Raw genomic sequence first — 21,159 nt, 5'->3', positions numbered from 1 at the left:
ACCCCGCGCCGAACGCCCATTGAGCCAAGGCCCTTTGATAATGCGCAACCCCGTCGATTCCGTACCGCCCCTGCCGCGCATTTACGCCTTGGACCCTCAAGAGGCGGAACAAAGCTGGGAAAGTGCTCCGCAATTGCTGGCAGCGCTCAATGCTGCCCGCCTTGGCGCGTGGTGCTGGGAAATCGACACCGGCAGGATCAGTTGGTCGCGCGGCACCCAGGCGCTGTTCGGCTACGACCCTCGGCAACCCTTGCCCAAAGACCTGGACTACCTCGACCTGCTGGCGCCCCAGGACCGCGCCCGGGTGGTGCGCGCGTTTCATGCGGTGCTGGCCGGCGAGCCGTTCGAGCAGGCCATGCACCACCACATCCAATGGCCGGATGGCAGCCATCACTGGCTGGAAATCAACGGCAGCCTGGCGCCGGACAAAACCGGCCGGCGCCGCATGATCGGGGTCATCCGCGAGACCACTCGCCAGCGCGAGCGCGAACATGCCCTCATGCACTCCGAAAAACGCTTCGCCACGCTGTTTCACCTGTGCCCCAACATGGTGCTGCTCACCCGCCAATCTGACGGCCGCATCAGCGAAGCCAACCAGTACTTCGAAATTCACTTTGGCTGGCCCGTTGCCGAGGCCATCGGCCGCACCACCCTGGAGCTGGGTCTGTGGCGACACCCTGAGGAGCGCGCGCTGCTGGTCAAGGCCACCCAGCGCAAGGGCGAACCCATCACCATGGACGTGCAGTTCTGCGCCAGCAACGGCCAGATCCACGATGGCACCCTCAGTGCGCAAAAGGTCGAGCTTGAAGGCGAGGCTTATTTGATCAGCACCTTTCTTGACACCACCGACCGCAAGAACGCCGAGCAGGCCCTCAAGGACAGCCAGGAGCGCCTCGACCTGGCCCTGGACTCCGCGCAACTGGGCACCTGGGACTGGCACATCCCCACCGGCATGCTCTACGGCTCGGCCCGCGCCGCGCAACTGCACGGCCTGCCACCCGAGCCTTTCCACGAAGCCTTCGATGCGTTTTTTGAAGGCATGTCCGATGCCGACCGCGAGGGCATGCGCAATGCCTACCGCAGCCTGCGCGAAGGCCCGGACGGCAACTACCAGTTGACCTACCGCGTGGAAATGGAAGACGGCAGCCCGCGCTACCTGGAAAGCCGCGCACGCCTGTACCGCGATGACGCCGGCAAGCCACTGCGCATGGCCGGCACCTTGCTCGATATCACCGACCAGGTTGAACGCGAACAACGCCTGACCGCCTCCGAAGAAAAATTCGCCAGCCTGTTCCAGGCCAGCCCCGACCCGATCTGCGTAACCTGCCTGGACAGCGGCGTGTTTATCGAGATCAACCCGGCCTTTACCCAGACGTTTGGCTGGACCGCCGCCGAAGTGATCGGCAACAGCGCCGAGCAGATCGGCCTGTGGGACGATTCAAGCCAGCGCCTGCAACGCATTGAACAGGTGATTCGCGAACAGTCGTTAAGCAATGTGGCCCTGGTGGTGCATCACCAGAACGGCCACAGCCTGACCTGCGTGATTTCCAGCCGGTTGATCAAGGTCGGAGACCAACCTTGCATTGTCACGACGTTGCGCGATATCACCCAGCAACAGCGCTCGGAGGCCGCGCTCAAGGCCAGTGAAGAGAAGTTCGCCAAGGCTTTTCACTCCAGCCCCGATGCGATTTCGATCACCGAACGCGACACCGGCCGTTATGTCGAGGTCAATGACGGTTTTTGCCGCCTCACCGGCTACCGCGCCGAAGAGGCTATCGGCCTCACGCTCTACCAGATCGGCATCTGGGCCGATGAAAACCAGCGCGCGGCGTTGTTGGCCGAACTGCAGATCAAGGGCCGCATTCATCACCTGGAAATGCTCTGGCACAACAAGCGCGGTGAAGTGTTGGCGGTGGAGGTGTCGGTCGAACCAATAACCCTTAATGAAACCCCATGCCTGTTGTTGACCGCACGGGATGTGAGCCTGTTGAAAAACGCCCAGGCGCAGATTCGCCACCTGGCCTATCACGACCCACTGACCAACCTGCCTAATCGTGCGCTGCTGATGGACCGTCTCAGCCAGCAGATCGCCCTGCTCAAACGCCATAACCTGCGCGGCGCGTTATTGTTCCTCGACCTTGACCACTTCAAGCACATCAATGATTCCCTCGGCCACCCGGTGGGTGACACCGTACTGAAAATCGTCACCGCACGGCTGGAAGCCAGCGTGCGCCTGGAAGACACCGTGGCGCGCCTGGGGGGTGATGAATTCGTGGTGTTGCTCAGTGGCCTGGACGGCACACGGGCAGAGGTCAGCGGCCAAGTGCAAATATTGGCCGACACGTTGCGCGAACTGCTCTCGGAACCGATGTTCCTGGATGGCCACCGCCTGCAGGTCACACCGAGCATCGGCGTGGCGCTTATACCCGATCATGGCTCCACACCGGCCGACCTGCTCAAGCGCGCCGACATTGCGCTGTATCGCGCCAAGGACTCGGGGCGCAATACCACGCAGATGTTCCACAACAGCATGCAGAAAACCGCCAGTGAGCGCCTGCGCATGGAGACCGACCTGCGCCTGGCACTGTCACGCGGTGAGTTCAGCGTGCATTACCAGCCCCAAGTGGATGCACGCGGCAACAAAATTGTCGGCGCCGAGGCGCTGGTGCGCTGGCAACACCCACAATTGGGCGCGCAGTCCCCCTCCGAATTTATCAAGGTATTGGAAGACAGCGGCCTGATCCTGGAGGTTGGCACCTGGATTCTCGATGAAGCCTGCGGCGCCTTTGCGCAGCTGATTGCCGATGGCCTGGTAGACCCGCTGAATTTCAGCCTGTGCGTGAATATCAGCCCCCGGCAGTTTCGCCAGAACGACTTCGTAGAGCGGGTAGAACGCAGCCTCAAACAGCATCGCCTGCCTTGCAGCCTGTTGAAGCTGGAAATCACCGAAGGCATCGTCATACAGAACCTGGACGACACCGTGGCGAAGATGCGCCGCCTGAAAAAACTCGGCGTGAGCTTTGCCATGGATGACTTCGGCACCGGCTATTCGTCGCTGACCTACCTCAAGCGCCTGCCGGTGGATGCGCTGAAGATCGACCAGTCCTTCGTGCGCGACGCCACCCATGACCCCAACGACGCGGAAATCATCCGCGCCATCGTGGCCATGGCGCGCAGCCTCAATCTGGACGTGATTGCCGAGGGTGTGGAAACCCCGGAACAACTGGCGTTCCTGCAAAAGCTGGGGTGCCATTTGTTTCAGGGGTATTTGCACAGTCGGCCGCTGCCGATCGAGGGGTTCAAGCAACTGATGGTGCAGAATCGCGGTGCGGTTTAAACCAGCTTTAATGCCTGCGCATCTTTCATCCAATCCGACCCGGCCAGTTTCATTTTTAAGCCATAAAAATCCATAACCCCATCAAAAACGCCTACAGAGTGGTCATGATTGGCAAGGGTGCCTGGAACGCCACTGGCCAACTCTTGTGCGCTGCTATTGTAAGTAAAGGCAAACAACCCGAGGCGTCGAAGCGCTTCGCCTGAGGTTTCTTTATCATTGAGCGAGCCCATGGCCGCCGCAAAACTTTTCCCGGCCACAAAATCATGATTCTCCACTTGCGCCCGCTTGGCACTCACGGCGTACAAGAAAATCGCATCGTTCAAAAGGCCGGTATTCTCGCCGTGAAAATTTGAGCCTTTGCGTGCTTGTTTCAACTCATCATGGGTCAGGTGCACCGTGCATGAATCGCGCATGGTCACGGTATAGCCCTGGGCTGTCTCGGTGATGCGCGAGTAGATGCCTTGAGGGTTTTGACCATACTTCATCATGGCCGCCTTGATCGCCGAGACGGTGACGCAGTTGAGTTCAGAACCTTGATAGAACCCACCCCAGATATTGTCAGGCTTGGCCCCCACCGGCATGTTCGAGAGCGTCCAGCGCTGGCTGCCAGGGCTTGATGCCGGCGGGTGCGACGTCTGCCTGTCGAGCCTATAGCCATACTCCTTGGCCACCGGCGTTTGTTGGCCGTAACGGTGTTTTATCCCATCCAGCACCAGCGCACCGGAAAAGTCATCCACCACGGCAACGGCACCCTTCTCCTGCATTTTTTGCGGCTCGACAATGCGCATGAACCCAATCATGCCCATCCCCTTCAAGATCCGATAGCTCGTGTCCCAGCGCAGTGTCTGCGATAAAGCGGCCTCAAAACGCTGAGGGTCATCCGATGGCGTGCTGATCATTTGCCTGCGCTTTATATACGCCGCCAACATAAAATTGGCGCTGCTCACCATGCTTTGGTCCTGTCCGACAAAACGCGAGGCCTGCGCTGTGCGCGTCAATTGCGCATTCGACAGGTGAACCTCAAACCCGTCTTTCATCGTAATGTCATAGCCATCCCCAGACGGCGTGACCTTCTCAAATACATCGGTTGGGCGTCGGCCAAACTCCATCATCATCATTTTGATCACGGCAGCGTGATGGCTGACATCAAAATGCTCACCAAAACTGCGCTCTACGGCATCAAACCCACTCAAGATATCAGTGGGCTTAGCGCCGCTCTTTCGCTCAGGCAGATCAACTGGCGCAGTGACGTTCAAGGTTGGTTTAACTTCAGTCGCAACCCTGACGGAAGGCTTGGGTGTGTACGCGGGCGCATCGACAGCAGCGTTCTGATCCTTGACCAGCACGTAAAGGTGAGTGCGATCAATCGGCCTTTGGCGGCCATAATCATGCCCCACGCCGTTGTACACCAGGCAAGCGCCAAACGTGTGGGTCTCCATGACCCCGATGCCGCCGTTGGCGTTTACGTGTTGCGCAGGGACTTTGCGCAACAGATCCGACATGCCCAAACCCTTCAGTAGATTAAATGGGGTCTCACCGCGCAAGCTGTCTGATAGCACCGTTTCAAAGCGCTGGTGTGCCCCTGTGTGGGGACTGGACTGTTGTTTACGTTTTACAAACACAGACAATGCAAAGTTCGCATCACTGATCGCCGCCGTGTCATTGCCAACAAACTTTGAGTGGGCGGCTGTTTGCTGTAATTCGAGATCAGAGACTTGCACTGTGTTGCCATCTCTAAGCGTGACCTTATACCCCTGCCCGGCACGCTTGACCTGCGCAAACAAGTCCGCAGGGCGTTGAGCAAACGTGACCATCATCATTTTGATAACCGCAGCGTGAGCACTGGCATCGTAGTCCTCACCAAAGCGTCTTTGTGGGGCATTGAATGCGTTAACAACATCCAGCAATTTCACGCCTATCGAGTGTGCGACCGATCCTGTAAAGGGCTGGGAATGTGCGCGTGTTGAAAGCGAAGAGAGGTTTAGCCCGGCAATGTTCACACAGATGACTCCTGCAGTCAGTCAATCAATACACTTTAAAAAGAGGGATTAAAATAATGCGTTGCGATAACTTGAAAGTTACCGCCAACACTGATCGTTTATTGCCCGATCATTGGGCACCGAGCGAGGCCAGGCGTTGACAGCAAGGCGTGTGTTTGAGTGCCACAGCCTCCCCTTGCCAAGGCACAGCCCCTGGCCGCCCCCAGGTCTCTTCACGGCCATTGATGACCGCCACCGAGTGATCCCGCCGGTTACTCACGCCCAGGCGACCTTCGGCAAGTTCACGCACGCTGACTTTTTTCATGTAGTGAACTAGCCCTAACCGCAGGAAGCCCTCGCCAGGTTGTTCCTCATCCTCGCCATCATTCAAACTTTCGACACCCGCTTCAAAGCTCTCACCCGCCGTTGTGTCGTTGTTTTCCTCGTGTGCACGCTTGGCACTGACGGCAAACAAAAAGTGCGCATCCTTGAGCATGCCCTTATCGGCGCCGATGAACTGCGAAGCGCGCGTGGCGACTGCCAACTCTCGGTCGGTCAATGTGAGCGTGTAATTGTCGCGCATCGTTACCCGATAACCACCGTCCAGCCGCCTGACTTCGCGGTAGATGTCTGTCGGGCTTTGACCGAATTTGTGCATGGCAGCCTTGATCGTCGCTACCGCGGCACAGTTACCGCCTGGCCCCTGACGGAATCCACTCCAAATATTAAAAGGCTTTGCGCCATTTCGCTTATTGGACAGGCCCGGGACATCGCCTCCATACCCCTGCGCAGGCGCGGAAGCTGCCACGAGCGTCGAGTCAGCTGGCGCGGCACGCCTCACCGACTGAGGATTCACTTGGGGTTGTGGGGGCACATCGGGAAAGACCTTAGCCTTCTGCTGCGAGGGACCACTGGCCAACCGCGCCAAGAATGCGGCAACCCTGTCCACCAGGCTGTCAGCTCTTGGGTGCCCGGGCCTATCACTGAGCACCGGCATCGAGCTCGACCGCAAACCGGCATATCTTGGCGCGTAAAAGGACGCCCGCTCATTGGGAACGTCATGCAAAGCCATGCCTGGCAGCTGACGCACATCTGGGTATGCGATGTTATCAATTCGGTAATGCACCATGGCTTGCTCCACGTTTTCTAACGTCTCCCCGAAACTTGGGCCCGGGGAAACGCGGCGTTATCGGCGAAGTTAAAACACCCTGCCGGGTGTCAGTTCCTCAGCCGGGAGCGGTTGGAGAAGCCTTGGTTCCAGCGATCATTCTCATTTTCAGCAGGGCCTGGGCTGGTTACACCACGCTTGGTCCCGGCGCTTACCTCCAAGGTCGCCTCGCGCGTGCCAGAGGTTTCAGACTCAGCGACTTCATCACGGTGGGTGTGCGCAGTAAGGTCATCGGAAGCGTGCTCAGCGTCCTTGCCGTCAGTCTTGGCTGACTCGACAGGGCGCTCCTTACCCTCAATAACGTGCTTAGCGTCTTTGCCATCAGCCTTGGCTGACTCGACATTGCGCTCCTTACCCTCAATAACGTGCTTAGCGTCCTGGCCATCAGTCTTGGCTGACTCGACATGACTCTCCTTACCCTCAATAACGTGTTCACCGTCCTTGCCCCCAGTGATGAGCGACCTTACAAGTCCCTCCACGCTCTCAGTCGGTACTTGCCTTTCAGGCGGCAAAGGCACGTGAGTCCTGGACGTCACACCGGCGATGACACGCGAGTCCTTGCCGGCTTCAATCGGCGTATCAGGGCAGTGGCAGTGGTTGACATTAACCTCCACTTTGATCTGTGGGTTTGATTCACTTGTCACATTAATGCCGGGCTCACGTGCCCGAGGTAAAACACTTAGCCTGGGGGCATGCGGTTCTGTTTGATGCGAATCCTCACTCGACTTCTTCTTCAGTTGATTCGCGACATCCGATATAACCTTGGACAACACACCGACTGGCAGCCTTTCTTTGGTTTGAGCGCCTGCAACGGGTACTTCTTTTGGCTGCGCGCCTTCTTCCAACATGCTTTCCACTTGAGTTTCTACAGGCCCGGTGTTCTCAAGCAACTGGCCTGTTTGCAATGTCGCTTTGGATTGAGTGCCTGCAACAGCTGCGTTCTTTTGCTGCGAGCGTTCCTCCAGCTTGCTTTTCGATTGAACCTCGGAAGAGGAGCCCTTCACCTGCGGTTGAGTGTACGCCGTCGCGACGATCTGAACGCCTGGGTCCTGCTTGCCGAGGACCGCGCTATCAGTGTGAGACAATCGATTAGGGATTTCAGCTTTGCCCGAAAACATCTCACGCATGGCACTGATAAGTTGATCAAACATATCAAACAGCTTCGTGAACACGCCGGCATTATTCAATCCGTCGCGCTGCAGCGTTGCGGAAAATTCAGTTTTGGGGGTGGATGGAGTATGCCCAAAACCAGCCCCGGACATGCTAAGCGTCGTGCCGACATCGGGACCTTTTGACGGTTTCGAGTCAAGGGGCAACACATCATTTTTGAACAAGGGCGAGTTATTGATCGAAAAAGACATTAACAATTTCCTAATTAAGCGCAGCCTTGGCAATTAAACACCCAGAACAGCGACAGTTGTTTTAAGTGCTGCAAGCAACCGCGTTGCTTCACAGTCCCCACTTTTGTGGAGCTCGAGATTATTGAGTTCCAAAAATCGCGCTTCATATAAGGAAACCAAATCAATCTTTGGGACTTTTCCCCGTTGTTACTCACGAAAAACCGAGGCATCGCTCGCCCCTGCGCGCAGGACTACGGAAACACGCGTTTATAAACTGCCAAGCTGCAATTAATCGACATAGTTAACAGAACAACAAAACAACAACGCATGATATTCCGCACTCAGCGAAACACCTTTCGCAACACTTGGTGCGCGAAAAAAAGCAACTAACTTTCCAGAATAACTCTGTAGTAACTTCTGAACGCCGGTAGACAGCGCCTGTTACTTTCCAACATTCAAAAAAGCCTCAGACGGCTAAAAAACGCCACCTCTCAAGCTTGATGAGCCGCCACGGCAACACCTTTAAATGCAAAAATGCTCCGTATCTTTCAATACGGAGCATTTTTGCAACAAAGGCGGCTGTGATCACGTCACTACGCTGGGTCGGGATGCTTCATACCCAACAAGCGGCTGACCTGCTCCAGCCCGGTTTCACGGCGCAGCGCGGTGAACAACTCGACAGCCTCGGGGTAATTGCGCGTGAGCATCGCCAGCCACTGCTTCAAACGGCCAGGTGCCTGCTTTTCGGTGAGTTGCGCCACCGATTGGCGCCAGAACTCATGGAGCATGGGCTGCAGCTGCGCCCAGGTCATTTCCAACACGTCTTCACCCGCCTTCGCCGCTACGATCTGCCGCGCCAGGTCCGGGCGGGCCACCAGGCCACGGCCAAGCATGATGTCCTCGGCGCCGCTGACTTCGCGGCAACGCTTCCAGTCTTCGACGCTCCAGATATCGCCATTGGCAAACACTGGCACCTTGACCACGTCCTGCACCCGCGGGATCCACTCCCAATGGGCCGGCGGTTTGTAGCCATCGGTCTTGGTGCGCGCATGCACCACGATGTGCGCCGCGCCGCCTTCAGCCAGGGCTGTGGCGCACACCAACGCGCCGTCGGGGCTGTCGAAGCCCAGGCGCATCTTCGCAGTGACCGGAATATGCGCCGGCACGGCACGGCGCACGTGCTCGACGATCTGGTTAAGCAGCTCCGGCTCCTTGAGCAATACCGCACCGCCACGGGATTTGTTGACGGTCTTGGCCGGGCAGCCGAAGTTCAGGTCGATTACCTCGGAACCCAGCTCACACGCCAGCGCTGCGTTTTCCGCCAGGCACACCGGGTCGGAGCCCAGCAACTGCACGCGCAACGGCACGCCCGCTGCGGTGTGGGCACCGTGCAGCAGTTCGGGGGCGAGCTTGTGGAAATAGGCCGGGGTGAGCAGGCGGTCGTTGACGCGAATAAACTCGGTCACGCACCAATCAATACCGCCCACGCGGGTCAACACGTCCCGCAGGATGTTGTCGACCAACCCCTCCATGGGCGCCAAAGCAATTTGCATGGGAAACACTCAAGAAAAATCGTGGCGCAGTTTACTGGGTTTCCAGCTGGAACCGTTAACCCCCGGTCAGTGCCGGGCCATAACCATCGAGAAACTCGGCAGGCATGCGTTTGGGCTTGCCGCTGGACAGCTCGATGCACACAAAGGTCGTTTGCGCACGCAGCAGGGTCGCGCCATCACTGGGGCGAACCAATTGAAAACGCCGGGTCATCTTCAGGCGTTGGTCCCAATCGACGATCCACGTAGCCAGTTGCAACTCGTCACCTTCATAGCCCGCTGCGAGGTAGTCGATCTCATGACGCACCACAGCCATGGCGCGGTCCAGCCGCCGATACTCAGTGAGGTCCAGCCCCAGGCGCTGGGAGTGGCGCCACGCACAACGCTCCAGCCAGGACACGTACACCGCATTATTGGCGTGCCCAAGACCGTCGATATCTTCAGCGGCGACCTGCAGGTCGATGATAAACGGCGCTGCCAGATCCCAGCCCATGCCTTGCTCCAGTCGATGAAAGTCACCGACCAGTGTATCAGGCGGTTTGCCGCTCCTGTAAACGACCGCCGGCCAACAGGGCCAGCACAGCCTCGATCACCCGTGGATCAGCCAGCACCCGCTGGTGGCCGCCCTGCTCCAGGCGCAGCAGACGGCTGTCGAACCAGGCTTCGTGGATGGCTTGCGAGGCTTTGACCGGGACAAAGGTGTCGTCTTCAGCGTGTACGATCAACCCCGGAAGGTTCATCTGGTAGTGGGCCACATCCAGGTGCTTGAGCGGCATGCCGAAGGTCAGTTCGACCTCTTGGATAAACGCCAAGCGCGCACGCGGCGGCAAGCCGACCATGCGGGTAAAACCGCGCAGCACATCCAGGAAGCGCGAGGGCGCGGCAATACTCACCAGTGCCTCGGTACGCAGCCCCAGTTGCACCGCCAGCATCGCACTGGCGCCGCCCATGGAATGCCCGACCACCGCGTGCAGCGGCGGTAATTCAGCGGCGGCTTCGAGCATGGCGCGGGCAAACAGCAACACATGCGCCTCACGCCCCGGCGAGCGACCATGGGCCGGGCCATCCAGGGCAATCACCGAATAGCCGTTAGCCACCAACGCGGTGATCAAGCTGGCGAACTGCGTAGGACGCCCTTCCCAGCCATGCATCAGCAATACCGCAGGCCCTTGGCCCCAGCGCAACGCCGACAAGCCGAAACGCAAGGTGATGCGCTCCGATTGCGCCAGCAGCGGCAGCTCCCAATCACGTGGCGGCAGGGTGCGCGGCGTCATGAAGGTACGGCGCAATTTGCTGGCCACTGTGTGCGGCGCCAACCGGCCAACGGTGCCATGGAAACCACGAATCCAGGTGAATGCGCCCATCATGCGACTCCTTCTTAACGCACCGCCGATTTAGCGGCACGCAACACACGGTCGGACAACTCACCCGGACCAAGCGCACGGGCCAGCGCCAGACCGCCGATCATCAAGGCCATGTCGGCCAAAGCCTTGTCGGTGTCTTCGGGGCTTGCCGCCAATTGGGCGGCCATCAACTCGGTGTGCTCGTTGAGCGCCAGGCGAAACTCATCCGGCAGGCGGCTCATCTCGCCCACAGTGGCCGGGATCGGGCAAGCGTGATCGGTGGAGTCGCGGTGCTTGCGCGACAGGTAAAACGCCGCCACCAGGCTTCTGCGTTCCTCCCCCGTCAGTTGCGCGTCCATGTCGTCGATCGACGCACGCCGCCGAGCCAGCAACTGGGTGAAGGCCTCCAGCATCAGCGCGTCTTTGCTTTCAAAGTGTGCGTAGAAACCGCCGACCGTCAGCCCGGCGGCGCCCATGACTTCGCCGACACTGGGCTCCGCCGGGCCGCGCTGGATCAGCGCCGCGCTGGCAGCCTGCAAAATGCGTTCGCGGGTTTGCGCTTTTTTATCGCTCATCAAAGCCTCCGTTTCTCATGGGTTAAATATTATTACCATAATAATATTTAGCAAGCGACAGGCATGACCGCTGGTCAGGACAAAATAAAGGGTATTGAGGAGAAGATTGGCCAAACGCCAGACAAACAAATGGGCCATTCAATAATTGAATGACCCTTAAAAATCCCGCAGAGCGGGTAATCGTGGCGTCCCCTAGGGGACTCGAACCCCTGTTACCGCCGTGAAAGGGCGGTGTCCTAGGCCACTAGACGAAGGGGACACAAACCTTCTATACACTGATCAGCGCTGAGAACTGATCGATTCAAGGACGGTGTGGCCGGAACCTTGAACCTGTAAAATTGGTGGAGCTAAACGGGATCGAACCGTTGACCTCTTGCATGCCATGCAAGCGCTCTCCCAGCTGAGCTATAGCCCCGGATTTTTCGTCTCGCGACGCAGCAGACCTTTCGAGCTGCTTGTTGAAACTGGCGTCCCCTAGGGGACTCGAACCCCTGTTACCGCCGTGAAAGGGCGGTGTCCTAGGCCACTAGACGAAGGGGACAAAACCTTCTGTACAACCGATCAGAGCTGAGTTCTGATCAATTCAAGGACGGTGTGGCCAGACCTTGAACCTGTAAATTGGTGGAGCTAAACGGGATCGAACCGTTGACCTCTTGCATGCCATGCAAGCGCTCTCCCAGCTGAGCTATAGCCCCTCATCGGTGAGGACGGGGCGAATCTTAATGGCGGTTTGGAAGTGTGTCAAATTTATTTTCAACAATTTCCAAACTTTTTTGCCGGGATAACAATCACTTACCGGCGAAACCCCGGAAAACCGGGGTTTCGTCGTAACAACCGCCTGCTTAAGCGATAGCGCCCAGCAGCTTTTCCCACTCTTTGTTTTCTTTCTTCGACACACCCCCAAGCAAATCAAGGGCTTGGCGCAGACGGAAACGCGTGAGGTCCGGGCCGAGAATTTCCATCGCATCAAGCACCGACACCGAACTGGCCTGCCCGGTGATCGCGGCAAACATCAGCGGCATGGCATCGCGCAATTTCAATTCCAGGGATTCGACCACCGCCTGGATCGTCGCGGTGATCGCGTCCTTCTCCCACTGGCGCAGGCTTTCGAGCTTCCACAGGATCAACTGCATCAACTGGCGAACCTGATCACCGGAGAGCTTCTTGGACTCAAACAGCTTGGCGTCCGGGTTCACGCCACCGGCGAAGAAGAAGCTGGCCAGCGGTGCGACCTGGCTGAACGTCTCTACCCTGCCCTGCACCAGCGGCGCGATCTTCATCATGTACTCAGGGTTCAGCGCCCAATGCTGCACACGGCTGGCGAACTCTTCTACCGGCAAGTCACGCAGCCACTGGCCGTTGAGCCAGGACAGCTTCTCGATATCGAAAATCGGCCCGCCGAGGGAAACGCGCGACAGGTCGAAGTGGTCGACCATTTCCTGCAACGAGAACTTCTCGCGCTCATCGGGCATCGACCAGCCCATGCGGCCCAGATAGTTGAGCATCGCTTCAGGCATAAAGCCCATGCGCTCGTAGAACGTCACCGAAGTCGGGTTCTTGCGCTTGGACAGCTTGCTCTTGTCCGGGTTACGCAACAGCGGCATGTAGCACAGCTGCGGTTGCTCCCAGCCGAAGTATTCATACAGCAGGATCAGTTTAGGCGCCGATGGCAGCCATTCTTCGCCGCGCAGCACGTGGGTGATGCCCATCAGGTGGTCATCGACCACGTTGGCCAGGAAGTACGTCGGCAAGCCGTCGGTCTTCATCAGCACCTGCATGTCCATGCGGTCCCACGGGATCTCGACGTCGCCGCGCAGCATGTCCGGCACCACGCACACGCCTTCGCTCGGCACTTTCATGCGGATCACATGCGGCTCGCCGGCGGCCAGGCGCTGGGCCACTTCTTCCTTGGACAGCAGCAGTGCGCGGCCATCGTAACGTGGGGTTTCGCCACGGGCCTGTTGCTCGGCACGCATCTGGTCGAGTTCTTCGGCGGTACAGAAGCACGGAAAGGCGTGGCCCATGTCGACCAGTTGCTGGGTGTACTGCTTGTAGATGTCGCTGCGCTCGCTCTGGCGATACGGGCCGTGCGGGCCCCCAACATCCGGGCCTTCGGCCCAGGTAATGCCCAACCAGCGCAAGGCATCGAAGATCTGCTGTTCCGACTCACGGGTGGAGCGCACTTGGTCGGTGTCTTCGATCCGCAGGATGAATTCACCGCCGTGCTGCTTGGCAAAGCAGTAGTTGAACAAGGCGATGTAGGCAGTACCGACGTGGGGATCCCCAGTAGGCGATGGCGCAATGCGCGTGCGGACGGTGGTCATGGCAGGTCTCGAATGGGCGATAAAACTGAAAATTGAAACAAGGGGCGAATGGTAACACCAGCGCGGGGGGTTCTGGCAGACCGCGGTGCCGCTATCGCAGGCAAGCCAGCTCCCACATTTGATTTGTGAACACAGTCAAAATGTGGGAGCTGGCTTGCCTGCGATGAGGCCAGGCCGACTAGCGAAAAATCAAACAGCCAACAAGCGCTCACGCAACTTGCCAATCTCATCGCGCGTCTGCGCCGCCGCCTCAAACTCAAGATCGCGCGCCAACTGGTACATCTTCTCTTCCAGTTGCCGAATCCGCTTGCTGATCTCACTCGGCGAGCGCAGTTCGTTCTCGTACTTGGCGCTCTCCTCGGCCGCCTTGGCCATGCCCTTGCGCTTCTTGCTGCGCGAACCGGGCACCACGGCGCCTTCCATGATGTCGGCAACGTCCTTGAACACGCCCTTCGGGGTAATGCCATGCTCCAGGTTGAATGCGATCTGCTTGTCACGACGGCGCTCGGTCTCGCCTATCGCCCGCTCCATGGAGCCGGTGATGCGGTCCGCGTACAGAATCGCGCGGCCATTGAGGTTACGCGCCGCCCGGCCAATAGTCTGGATCAACGAACGCTCGGAACGAAGGAAACCTTCCTTGTCCGCATCCAGAATCGCCACCAGCGAGACTTCCGGCATGTCCAGGCCTTCACGCAGCAGGTTGATCCCCACCAGCACGTCGAACACACCCAGGCGCAGGTCGCGGATGATCTCCACGCGCTCCACCGTGTCGATATCCGAGTGCAAATAACGCACGCGCACACCGTGGTCGGCCAGGTAATCGGTCAAGTCTTCGGACATACGCTTGGTCAGCGTGGTGACCAGCACCCGCTCTTCCAGGGCCACACGCTTGGTAATTTCCGAGAGCAAGTCATCGACCTGGGTCAGCGCCGGGCGGATCTCGATTTGCGGGTCCACCAGGCCGGTCGGGCGCACCAATTGTTCAACCACGCGCCCCGCATGTTCGGCCTCATAGTTACCCGGTGTGGCCGAGACAAAAATCGTCTGCGGGCTGATGCTTTCAAATTCGTCAAAGCGCATTGGCCGGTTATCCAGCGCCGACGGCAAGCGGAAACCGTACTCCACCAAGGTCTCTTTGCGCGAACGGTCACCCTTATACATCGCGCCGACTTGAGGCACGCTGACGTGGGATTCATCGATCACCAGCAGCGCGTCGTCCGGCAAATAATCAAACAGCGTCGGCGGCGCCTGCCCGGAGTCACGCCCCGACAGGTACCGCGAGTAGTTTTCGATGCCGTTGCAGTAGCCCAGCTCCAGGATCATTTCCAGGTCAAAACGGGTGCGTTGCTCCAGGCGCTGGGCTTCCACCAGTTTGTTGTTGGAACGCAGGTATTCCAGGCGCTCAACCAGTTCACCCTTGATGCCCTCGATCGCCCCCATGAGGGTTTCACGCGGCGTCACGTAGTGGCTTTTCGGATAGAAAGTGAAGCGTGGCAACTTGCGGATCACCTCGCCGGTCAACGGGTCGAAGGCCGAAAGGCTCTCGACTTCATCGTCGAACAGCTCGATGCGGATCGCTTCCAGGTCGGACTCGGCCGGGTAAATGTCGATCACATCGCCGCGCACGCGGAAGGTGGCGCGGGCAAAGTCCATGTCGTTGCGGGTGTACTGCAAGCTCGTCAGGCGGCGCAGCAATTCGCGCTGGTCGAGTTTGTCGCCACGGTCGACGTGCAGCACCATCTTCAAATAGGTTTCCGGGCTGCCCAGGCCGTAGATGCATGACACCGTGGTAACGATGATCGCGTCCTTGCGCTCCAGCAGCGCCTTGGTCGCCGACAGCCGCATCTGCTCGATGTGGTCGTTGATCGACGCATCCTTCTCGATAAAGGTGTCGGACGACGGCACATAGGCTTCGGGCTGGTAGTAGTCGTAATAGGAAACGAAGTACTCCACTGCGTTGTTCGGGAAGAACGCCTTGAATTCGCCATATAGCTGCGCGGCCAGGGTTTTGTTCGGCGCCAGCACCAACGTTGGGCGATTGGTCTGCGCAATCACGTTGGCGATGCTGAAGGTCTTGCCGGAACCGGTCACCCCGAGCAGCGTCTGGTGCGCCAGGCCGGCGTCGATGCCTTCGACCAGCAGCCGAATGGCTTCAGGTTGGTCGCCTGCGGGTTCAAAACGGGTGACGAGCTGGAAATCCGACATAACGTACCTCGTGAAGTCACCCCAGACTCAACACCGCCAGGGACGAAATAGCTCAGCAACCCGCGAAAAGTCTTCGCAGGTTGCAGGAAAAAACCATGATAGCTGTAGAAGTGGTGGCAAATGTGGCGGGTTTCAAGGCAATCGTCCTACCAGCCGTCGTTGACCAATATTGCAATAAGACTAACGGTGGGCAAATAAACCGAAAAACTTGGCCTAAAAGCCGTTTCGGCTGTCGCCCTGAGCCTGGATGAGCTCTATACTAGCTCCCCGTTTGTGCACCGCTCTAGTGCATTCGGCTGGAGCGCGACACGTCCCTCCCTTCCCCCATAGAGCTGCCGCAAAAATGAGCCTGTTCTCCGCTGTCGAAATGGCACCACGCGATCCAATCCTGGGCCTCAACGAAGCATTCAACGCCGACACACGAACCACCAAGGTCAACCTTGGCGTGGGCGTTTACTGCAACGAGGAGGGGAAGATTCCACTCTTGCGTGCCGTTGCCGAAGCGGAAGCCATTCGCGTGGCGCAAAACGCCGCCCGTGGCTACCTGCCGATCGACGGTATCGTGGCTTACGACCAGGCCGTGCAAAAGCTGCTGTTCGGCGCTGAATCGCCACTGCTGAGCGCCGGCCGCGTGATCACCGCCCAAGCGGTCGGCGGCACCGGGGCGCTTAAAATCGGCGCGGACTTCCTCAAGCAACTGCTGCCCAACGCCGTCGTCGCGATCAGCGACCCGAGCTGGGAAAACCACCAGGCGCTGTTCGAAAAGGCCGGCTTCCCGGTGCAGACCTACCGCTACTACGACGCTGCCACCCACGACGTCAACCGTGCCGGCCTGCTCGAAGACCTCAACGCCCTGCCGCCACAGTCCATCGTGGTGCTGCACGCTTGCTGCCATAACCCGACCGGCGTCGACCTGAGCCCGGCCGACTGGCAGAACGTGCTGGACGTCATCAAGGCCAAGAACCTGGTGCCGTTCCTCGACATGGCCTACCAGGGCTTTGGCGACGGCATCCACGAAGACGCCGCGGCCGTGCGCCTGTTCGCTGAATCGGGCCTGACCTTCTTTGTCTCCAGCTCGTTCTCCAAATCGTTCTCGCTGTACGGCGAACGCGTGGGCGCGCTGTCGATCGTCAGCGAATCCAAGGAAGAAAGCGCGCGCATCCTGTCCCAGGTCAAACGCGTTATCCGCACCAACTACTCCAACCCGCCTACCCATGGCGCGGCGATCGTGGCTGCGGTGCTGAACAACCCGGAACTGCGCGCCCAGTGGGAAGCCGAACTGGCCGAGATGCGCCTGCGCATCCGCGGCATGCGCGAGCAGATGGTTGCCGAGCTGGCCAAGGCTGCACCGGGCCACGACTTCAGCTTTGTCGGCCGCCAGCGTGGGATGTTCTCCTACTCCGGCCTGACCGTTGAGCAAGTCACCCGCCTGCGCACCGAGTTTGGCATCTACGCGCTCGACACCGGCCGTATCTGCGTGGCCGCGTTGAACCAGTCGAACATTGGTGCGGTAACAAAAGCGATTGTTCAGGTTCTATAAACCTGCCAGCGTCATACGAAGGGGGAAGCCAATGGCTTCCCCCTTTTTGTTGGCCAAGCCACTAGACTGAACACCGAACGCCACCTTGCTGTGAGAGCCTTATGAGAAACGACGACCTGGACCTGCGCGCCGACCGCGACGAACTGCATGACTACGCCCCGCGCCCGCCGCAAGCAAAGCGCCAGAAAAGCCTGGTGCTGCAAGTGGCACTGGGTGTGTTTTGGGGTGGGTTGGCCTTGTGGCTGGTGCAACTGGGCGCCACGGCACTGATGGCAAAACTAGCCATGGGCACCCTGCAATTTGGCGGCTGACACAGATCAAAAGGTGGGAGCTGGCTTGCCTGCTCCCACACTGGATCTAAGTGGCTACCAGCCCCCGCTCCTCCAGCAACTTCACAAAGCTGTTCAAACTCTGCGACACCGTGCCCCGGCGCCAGATCAGCCAGGTATTGAGCAGGCGGAACGAGTCCGTCAACGGCCACACACTCACCGTCGTAAAACCCGGCATGCTCTCCAGCATGCTGCGCGGCATTAACGCCAGGCCGGCCCCGGCGCTGACGCAGGCGAGCATGCCGTGGTACGACTCCATCTCGAAGATCTTGCCCGGCACCGCGCCATCCTGTGAGAACCAACGCTCAAAGTGATGGCGATACGAGCAGTTCGAGCGAAAGGTGTAGATGCTCTCCCCCGCCACATCCTGGCCCCGCGTGATTGGCGCATGGTGCAGCGGCGCAATTACCACCATCTCCTCCTCAAACACCGCCACGCCTTCCAGGGTGGCATGCAGCACCGGCCCATCGACAAACGCCGCCGCCAGGCGCCCGGACAACACACCCTCGATCATCGTGCCCGACGGCCCGGTGCTCAGGTCCAGCTCAACCTTGGTGTGTTTCTGGTTATACGCCGCCAACAGCGCCGGGATACGCACGGCGGCCGTACTCTCCAGCGAGCCAAGCGCAAACGCGCCCTGAGGCTCCTCCCCGGCCACGGTTGCGCGGGCCTCCTGCACCAAATCAAGAATGCGCCGCGCATAACCGAGGAAATTCCAGCCGGCTGGCGACAGGCGCAGGCGGCTTTTCTCGCGAATAAACAGTTCCACGCCCAAATCCTGCTCCAGCTGCTTGATACGCGTGGTCAGGTTCGACGGCACGCGATGAATCAACTGCGCGGCGGCGCTGATGCTGCCTTGCTCGGCAACGGCCTTGAAGATTTCCAGCTGCACCAGGTCCAAGTCATTCTCCAAACGTGAATGTATTGCTTAATATTATTCAGTTTCCAGAAAACATGCACCCCCGTAGGCTGACCCCATTCCACTCATTCAGCCGGACGGTGCCATGAACGCTATTACTCATCAGACCCACGCTTTGTCGATCAACCCCGCCAACGGTGAAACGGTCGCCAGCTACCCCTACGAAACCGAGGCGCAACTGGACGCCGCCCTCAAACGCACCACCGCAGCTTTCCGTACCTGGCGCCGCCAGCCGGTGAGCCAGCGTGCAGAGTTGCTGCTGGCCCTGGCCAGTGCATTGCGCGAGCAAGCCGAAGACATGGCCCAAATGATTACCTTGGAAATGGGCAAACCCATCGCCCAGGCCCGCGCCGAAATCGAAAAATGTGCACAGCTCAGCGAGTGGTACGCCGCCCAAGGCCCGGCCATGCTCGCACCGGAGCCGACCCTGGTGGATAACGGCAGCGCGCAGATCGAATATCGCCCGCTGGGCCCGATCTTCGCCGTGATGCCGTGGAACTTCCCGGTATGGCAAGTGCTGCGCGGCGCCGTGCCGACTTTGCTGGCCGGTAACACCTACGTGCTCAAACACGCGCCGAATGTGATGGGCAGCGCCTACCTGATCCAGCAAGCGTTCCAGAAAGCCGGTTTCGCCGAAGGTATTTTTGAAGTGGTCAACGTGACCAACGACGGCGTGTCCAAGGCCATCGCCGACCCACGCATCGCCGCCGTCACCCTCACCGGCAGCGTGCGCGCCGGTATCGCCATCGGCTCCCAGGCCGGTGCTGCGCTGAAAAAATGCGTGCTGGAACTGGGCGGCTCCGACCCGTTTATCGTGCTCAACGACGCCGACCTCGACGCCGCCGTTCAAGCCGCGGTGATCGGGCGTTTCCAGAACAGCGGCCAAGTCTGCGCCGCCGCCAAGCGCCTGATCATCGAAGCAGGCGTGGTGGAAGCCTTTACCGCCAAATTCCTCGAAGCCAGCCGCAAACTGGTGATGGGCGACCCGACGTCGACCGACACCTATGTCGGCCCAATGGCACGTTTCGACTTGCGTGATGAGCTGCACGGGCAAGTCCAGGCCACCCTGGAAGAAGGCGCGACCCTGCTGCTCGGTGGCAATAAAGTCGCCGGCGCCGGCAACTACTACGAGCCGACCGTGCTGGCAGGCGTGACCGACCAGATGACCTCGTTCAAACAGGAACTGTTCGGCCCCGTGGCCTCAATCATCACCGCCCACGATGCTGACCACGCGGTAGCGCTGGCCAATGACAGCGAGTTCGGCCTGACAGCGAGCATCTTCACCACCGACTCGGTGAAGGCACGGGATATCACCAACCAACTGGAAACCGGCGCAGTATTCGTCAACTCGTTCAGCGTGTCCGACCCGCGCGTAGCCTTTGGTGGGGTGAAAAAGAGTGGTTTCGGGCGCGAACTGTCGCACTTCGGTGTACGTGAATTCTGCAACGCACAGACCGTGTGGCTGGATCGCAAATAAACCAGGCAACACCAATCAACTGTGGGAGCTGGCTTGCCTGCGATAGCGGTGGGTCAGTGACAACTCCTTGGCTGACACACCGCTATCGCAGGCAAGCCAGCTCCCACCTTTGATCTGCGGTGTTTGTGGATCAGTCCACCGTGACCTTTCCGCTAGCAGAATTCGCCACGCAGCATTCCCCAGCCCTGAGGGCGAGCAGCAGGCCAGTCGCAGACATAAGACTTACCGCGTCACAGCGCCCACAGGCGGATCAAGGCAAACCCCAGGTCGACGTTGACGCATTCACGCCCATCCACCCACTCATCCCCGCGAAGGCGCCGCCCGGTGTTGGTCTCGCGTTCGCCTTTGGCAATCACCAACACAAACAACTGGGCCGGGCATTCGAATGAACGCAACCGCTCGACATCAGCCCTTACCGACCAGTCGCCCTCCAGGCACTTGGCTTGGGATATGTCGCCCAGGCACTTGATTTCAGCGACCATGTTCGTTGAACCGCTGTCGTCCAGGGCATACAGGTCGGCTTTGCGCCGCTCGCCAATCGACAAATCGGTCCAGAGGCTGATCTCCTCCTTGAACCAGGCATACAAACTGATTTCGGCCTGAATCCAGTGCTCGCGGCAACTGTTCAATTGCAGTACCTGTTCGAGCTTCTCGCCCATTTCACGAAAGGCCTGCTCGAACAAAACAATCCATTGATCAGCATTCATTGCCGGTTCCCTGTGTATGACATTTAGAGGCTAGTGCTTGACTGGCGCATCCCAGCGATCCGGCTGGTGTGCGCAGACATCGTATTGGCGAATGACATTACTAGGCCAGTATCGTATTTCAGCCCATTGCTGATCAAGCTCCCACTGAACCACGCGATGAACTACCATACCGCGCCGGTTCCCAAACGGGACTAATAGGGAATTCGAAGCGTAGCCCATCGCGCCAATCGAAACTGCCCCCGCAACTGTAGGTGCCGAGCCTGCTCCCCACTGCCACTGAGCCATGCTCGGGAAGGCCGGAGCGAGGCGATGACGCATCAGTCAGGAGACCTGCCGGCCAAGCGTTATCACTAACCGGCGGGGTGT

At 59.2% G+C, this 21,159-nt stretch carries 15 protein-coding genes, 4 tRNA genes and 1 riboswitch; of the genes, 4 read left to right on the top strand and 15 right to left on the bottom strand.

What is annotated here, in order from left to right; genetic code table 11:
- Window positions 1–40 precede the first annotated feature (40 nt).
- Window positions 41–3,337: an EAL domain-containing protein gene (locus tag FFI16_RS07010; protein WP_138814672.1), complete on the top strand. Its 3,297-nt coding sequence runs from the start codon at window positions 41–43 to the stop codon at window positions 3,335–3,337.
- On the opposite strand, the gene FFI16_RS07005 is transcribed toward FFI16_RS07010, so the two are convergent.
- From FFI16_RS07005 to uvrB, 13 genes are all read right to left on the bottom strand, one after another.
- Window positions 3,334–5,337, bottom strand: a complete 2,004-nt coding sequence (locus tag FFI16_RS07005; RefSeq protein WP_138814671.1) for a hypothetical protein — start codon at window positions 5,335–5,337, stop codon at window positions 3,334–3,336. The two genes, FFI16_RS07010 and FFI16_RS07005, sit on opposite strands and share 4 nt — an antisense overlap.
- Before the next feature lie 109 nt (window positions 5,338–5,446).
- A complete protein-coding gene (locus FFI16_RS30435; protein WP_178112645.1) occupies window positions 5,447–6,445 on the bottom strand; it encodes a hypothetical protein in 999 nt (332 codons plus the stop codon).
- A gap of 89 nt (window positions 6,446–6,534) precedes the next feature.
- Entirely contained in the window at window positions 6,535–7,845 is a 1,311-nt protein-coding gene (locus FFI16_RS06995; RefSeq protein WP_138814670.1) for a hypothetical protein, read from the bottom strand.
- 572 nt (window positions 7,846–8,417) lie between these two features.
- A complete protein-coding gene (locus FFI16_RS06990) occupies window positions 8,418–9,377 on the bottom strand; it encodes a tRNA-dihydrouridine synthase (protein ID WP_138814669.1) in 960 nt (319 codons plus the stop codon).
- Between the two features lie 55 nt (window positions 9,378–9,432).
- Window positions 9,433–9,867, bottom strand: a complete 435-nt coding sequence (locus tag FFI16_RS06985) for a thioesterase family protein (protein ID WP_138814668.1) — start codon at window positions 9,865–9,867, stop codon at window positions 9,433–9,435.
- A gap of 37 nt (window positions 9,868–9,904) precedes the next feature.
- Window positions 9,905–10,738, bottom strand: a complete 834-nt coding sequence (locus FFI16_RS06980) for an alpha/beta hydrolase (RefSeq protein WP_138814667.1) — start codon at window positions 10,736–10,738, stop codon at window positions 9,905–9,907.
- 14 nt (window positions 10,739–10,752) lie between these two features.
- Window positions 10,753–11,292 (bottom strand): TetR/AcrR family transcriptional regulator, encoded by a 540-nt coding sequence (locus FFI16_RS06975; protein ID WP_017138728.1) that lies wholly within the window; start codon window positions 11,290–11,292, stop codon window positions 10,753–10,755.
- 183 nt (window positions 11,293–11,475) lie between these two features.
- Window positions 11,476–11,551, bottom strand: a tRNA-Glu gene (locus tag FFI16_RS06970).
- A gap of 80 nt (window positions 11,552–11,631) precedes the next feature.
- Window positions 11,632–11,707, bottom strand: a tRNA-Ala gene (locus tag FFI16_RS06965).
- 50 nt (window positions 11,708–11,757) lie between these two features.
- Window positions 11,758–11,833, bottom strand: a tRNA-Glu gene (locus FFI16_RS06960).
- Between the two features lie 78 nt (window positions 11,834–11,911).
- A tRNA-Ala gene (locus FFI16_RS06955) sits at window positions 11,912–11,987 on the bottom strand.
- Window positions 11,988–12,134: 147 nt separating this feature from the next.
- Window positions 12,135–13,616: a glutamate--tRNA ligase gene (gene gltX, locus FFI16_RS06950; protein ID WP_138814666.1), complete on the bottom strand. Its 1,482-nt coding sequence runs from the start codon at window positions 13,614–13,616 to the stop codon at window positions 12,135–12,137.
- A gap of 189 nt (window positions 13,617–13,805) precedes the next feature.
- Entirely contained in the window at window positions 13,806–15,821 is a 2,016-nt protein-coding gene (gene uvrB, locus FFI16_RS06945) for an excinuclease ABC subunit UvrB (protein ID WP_138814665.1), read from the bottom strand.
- Between the two features lie 343 nt (window positions 15,822–16,164).
- Here uvrB and FFI16_RS06940 point away from each other — a divergent pair, with 343 nt between their 5' ends.
- Window positions 16,165–17,361, top strand: a complete 1,197-nt coding sequence (locus tag FFI16_RS06940) for an amino acid aminotransferase (RefSeq protein WP_138814664.1) — start codon at window positions 16,165–16,167, stop codon at window positions 17,359–17,361.
- Between the two features lie 101 nt (window positions 17,362–17,462).
- A complete protein-coding gene (locus tag FFI16_RS06935; RefSeq protein WP_138814663.1) occupies window positions 17,463–17,672 on the top strand; it encodes a hypothetical protein in 210 nt (69 codons plus the stop codon).
- 46 nt (window positions 17,673–17,718) lie between these two features.
- Here FFI16_RS06935 and FFI16_RS06930 read toward each other — a convergent pair whose 3' ends face one another.
- On the bottom strand, window positions 17,719–18,591 hold the full coding sequence (locus FFI16_RS06930) for a LysR family transcriptional regulator (RefSeq protein ID WP_138814662.1): 873 nt from the start codon (window positions 18,589–18,591) through the stop codon (window positions 17,719–17,721).
- Between the two features lie 103 nt (window positions 18,592–18,694).
- Between FFI16_RS06930 and FFI16_RS06925 the strand changes: the two genes are divergently transcribed.
- Window positions 18,695–20,086, top strand: coding sequence for an aldehyde dehydrogenase family protein (locus tag FFI16_RS06925; RefSeq protein WP_138814661.1), 1,392 nt, complete (start codon window positions 18,695–18,697; stop codon window positions 20,084–20,086).
- A 230-nt stretch (window positions 20,087–20,316) separates the two neighbouring features.
- Here the strand turns inward: FFI16_RS06925 and FFI16_RS06920 are convergent, their stop codons facing one another.
- A complete protein-coding gene (locus FFI16_RS06920; RefSeq protein WP_138814660.1) occupies window positions 20,317–20,793 on the bottom strand; it encodes a hypothetical protein in 477 nt (158 codons plus the stop codon).
- A 158-nt stretch (window positions 20,794–20,951) separates the two neighbouring features.
- Window positions 20,952–21,146, top strand: a riboswitch (cobalamin riboswitch).
- The last annotated feature ends 13 nt before the right edge of the window (window positions 21,147–21,159 follow it).

This window comes from Pseudomonas sp. KBS0710 (assembly GCF_005938045.2).
Lineage (GTDB): Bacteria > Pseudomonadota > Gammaproteobacteria > Pseudomonadales > Pseudomonadaceae > Aquipseudomonas.
The sequence above is the reverse complement of the archived record's forward strand: the minus strand, read 5'-3'. Positions and strand labels throughout refer to the sequence as shown.

Bases quoted from the DNA above. Each gene is read 5' to 3' on its own strand.
- FFI16_RS07010 (WP_138814672.1), top strand. From the start codon at position 41: ATGCGCAACCCCGTCGATTCCGTACCGCCCCTGCCGCGCATTTACGCC.
- FFI16_RS30435 (WP_178112645.1), bottom strand. From the start codon at position 6,445: ATGGTGCATTACCGAATTGATAACATCGCATACCCAGATGTGCGTCAG.
- FFI16_RS06995 (WP_138814670.1), bottom strand. From the start codon at position 7,845: ATGTCTTTTTCGATCAATAACTCGCCCTTGTTCAAAAATGATGTGTTG.
- FFI16_RS06990 (WP_138814669.1), bottom strand. From the start codon at position 9,377: ATGCAAATTGCTTTGGCGCCCATGGAGGGGTTGGTCGACAACATCCTG.
- FFI16_RS06985 (WP_138814668.1), bottom strand. From the start codon at position 9,867: ATGGGCTGGGATCTGGCAGCGCCGTTTATCATCGACCTGCAGGTCGCC.
- FFI16_RS06980 (WP_138814667.1), bottom strand. From the start codon at position 10,738: ATGGGCGCATTCACCTGGATTCGTGGTTTCCATGGCACCGTTGGCCGG.
- FFI16_RS06975 (WP_017138728.1), bottom strand. From the start codon at position 11,292: ATGAGCGATAAAAAAGCGCAAACCCGCGAACGCATTTTGCAGGCTGCC.
- gltX (WP_138814666.1), bottom strand. From the start codon at position 13,616: ATGACCACCGTCCGCACGCGCATTGCGCCATCGCCTACTGGGGATCCC.
- uvrB (WP_138814665.1), bottom strand. From the start codon at position 15,821: ATGTCGGATTTCCAGCTCGTCACCCGTTTTGAACCCGCAGGCGACCAA.
- FFI16_RS06940 (WP_138814664.1), top strand. From the start codon at position 16,165: ATGAGCCTGTTCTCCGCTGTCGAAATGGCACCACGCGATCCAATCCTG.
- FFI16_RS06935 (WP_138814663.1), top strand. From the start codon at position 17,463: ATGAGAAACGACGACCTGGACCTGCGCGCCGACCGCGACGAACTGCAT.
- FFI16_RS06925 (WP_138814661.1), top strand. From the start codon at position 18,695: ATGAACGCTATTACTCATCAGACCCACGCTTTGTCGATCAACCCCGCC.
- FFI16_RS06920 (WP_138814660.1), bottom strand. From the start codon at position 20,793: ATGAATGCTGATCAATGGATTGTTTTGTTCGAGCAGGCCTTTCGTGAA.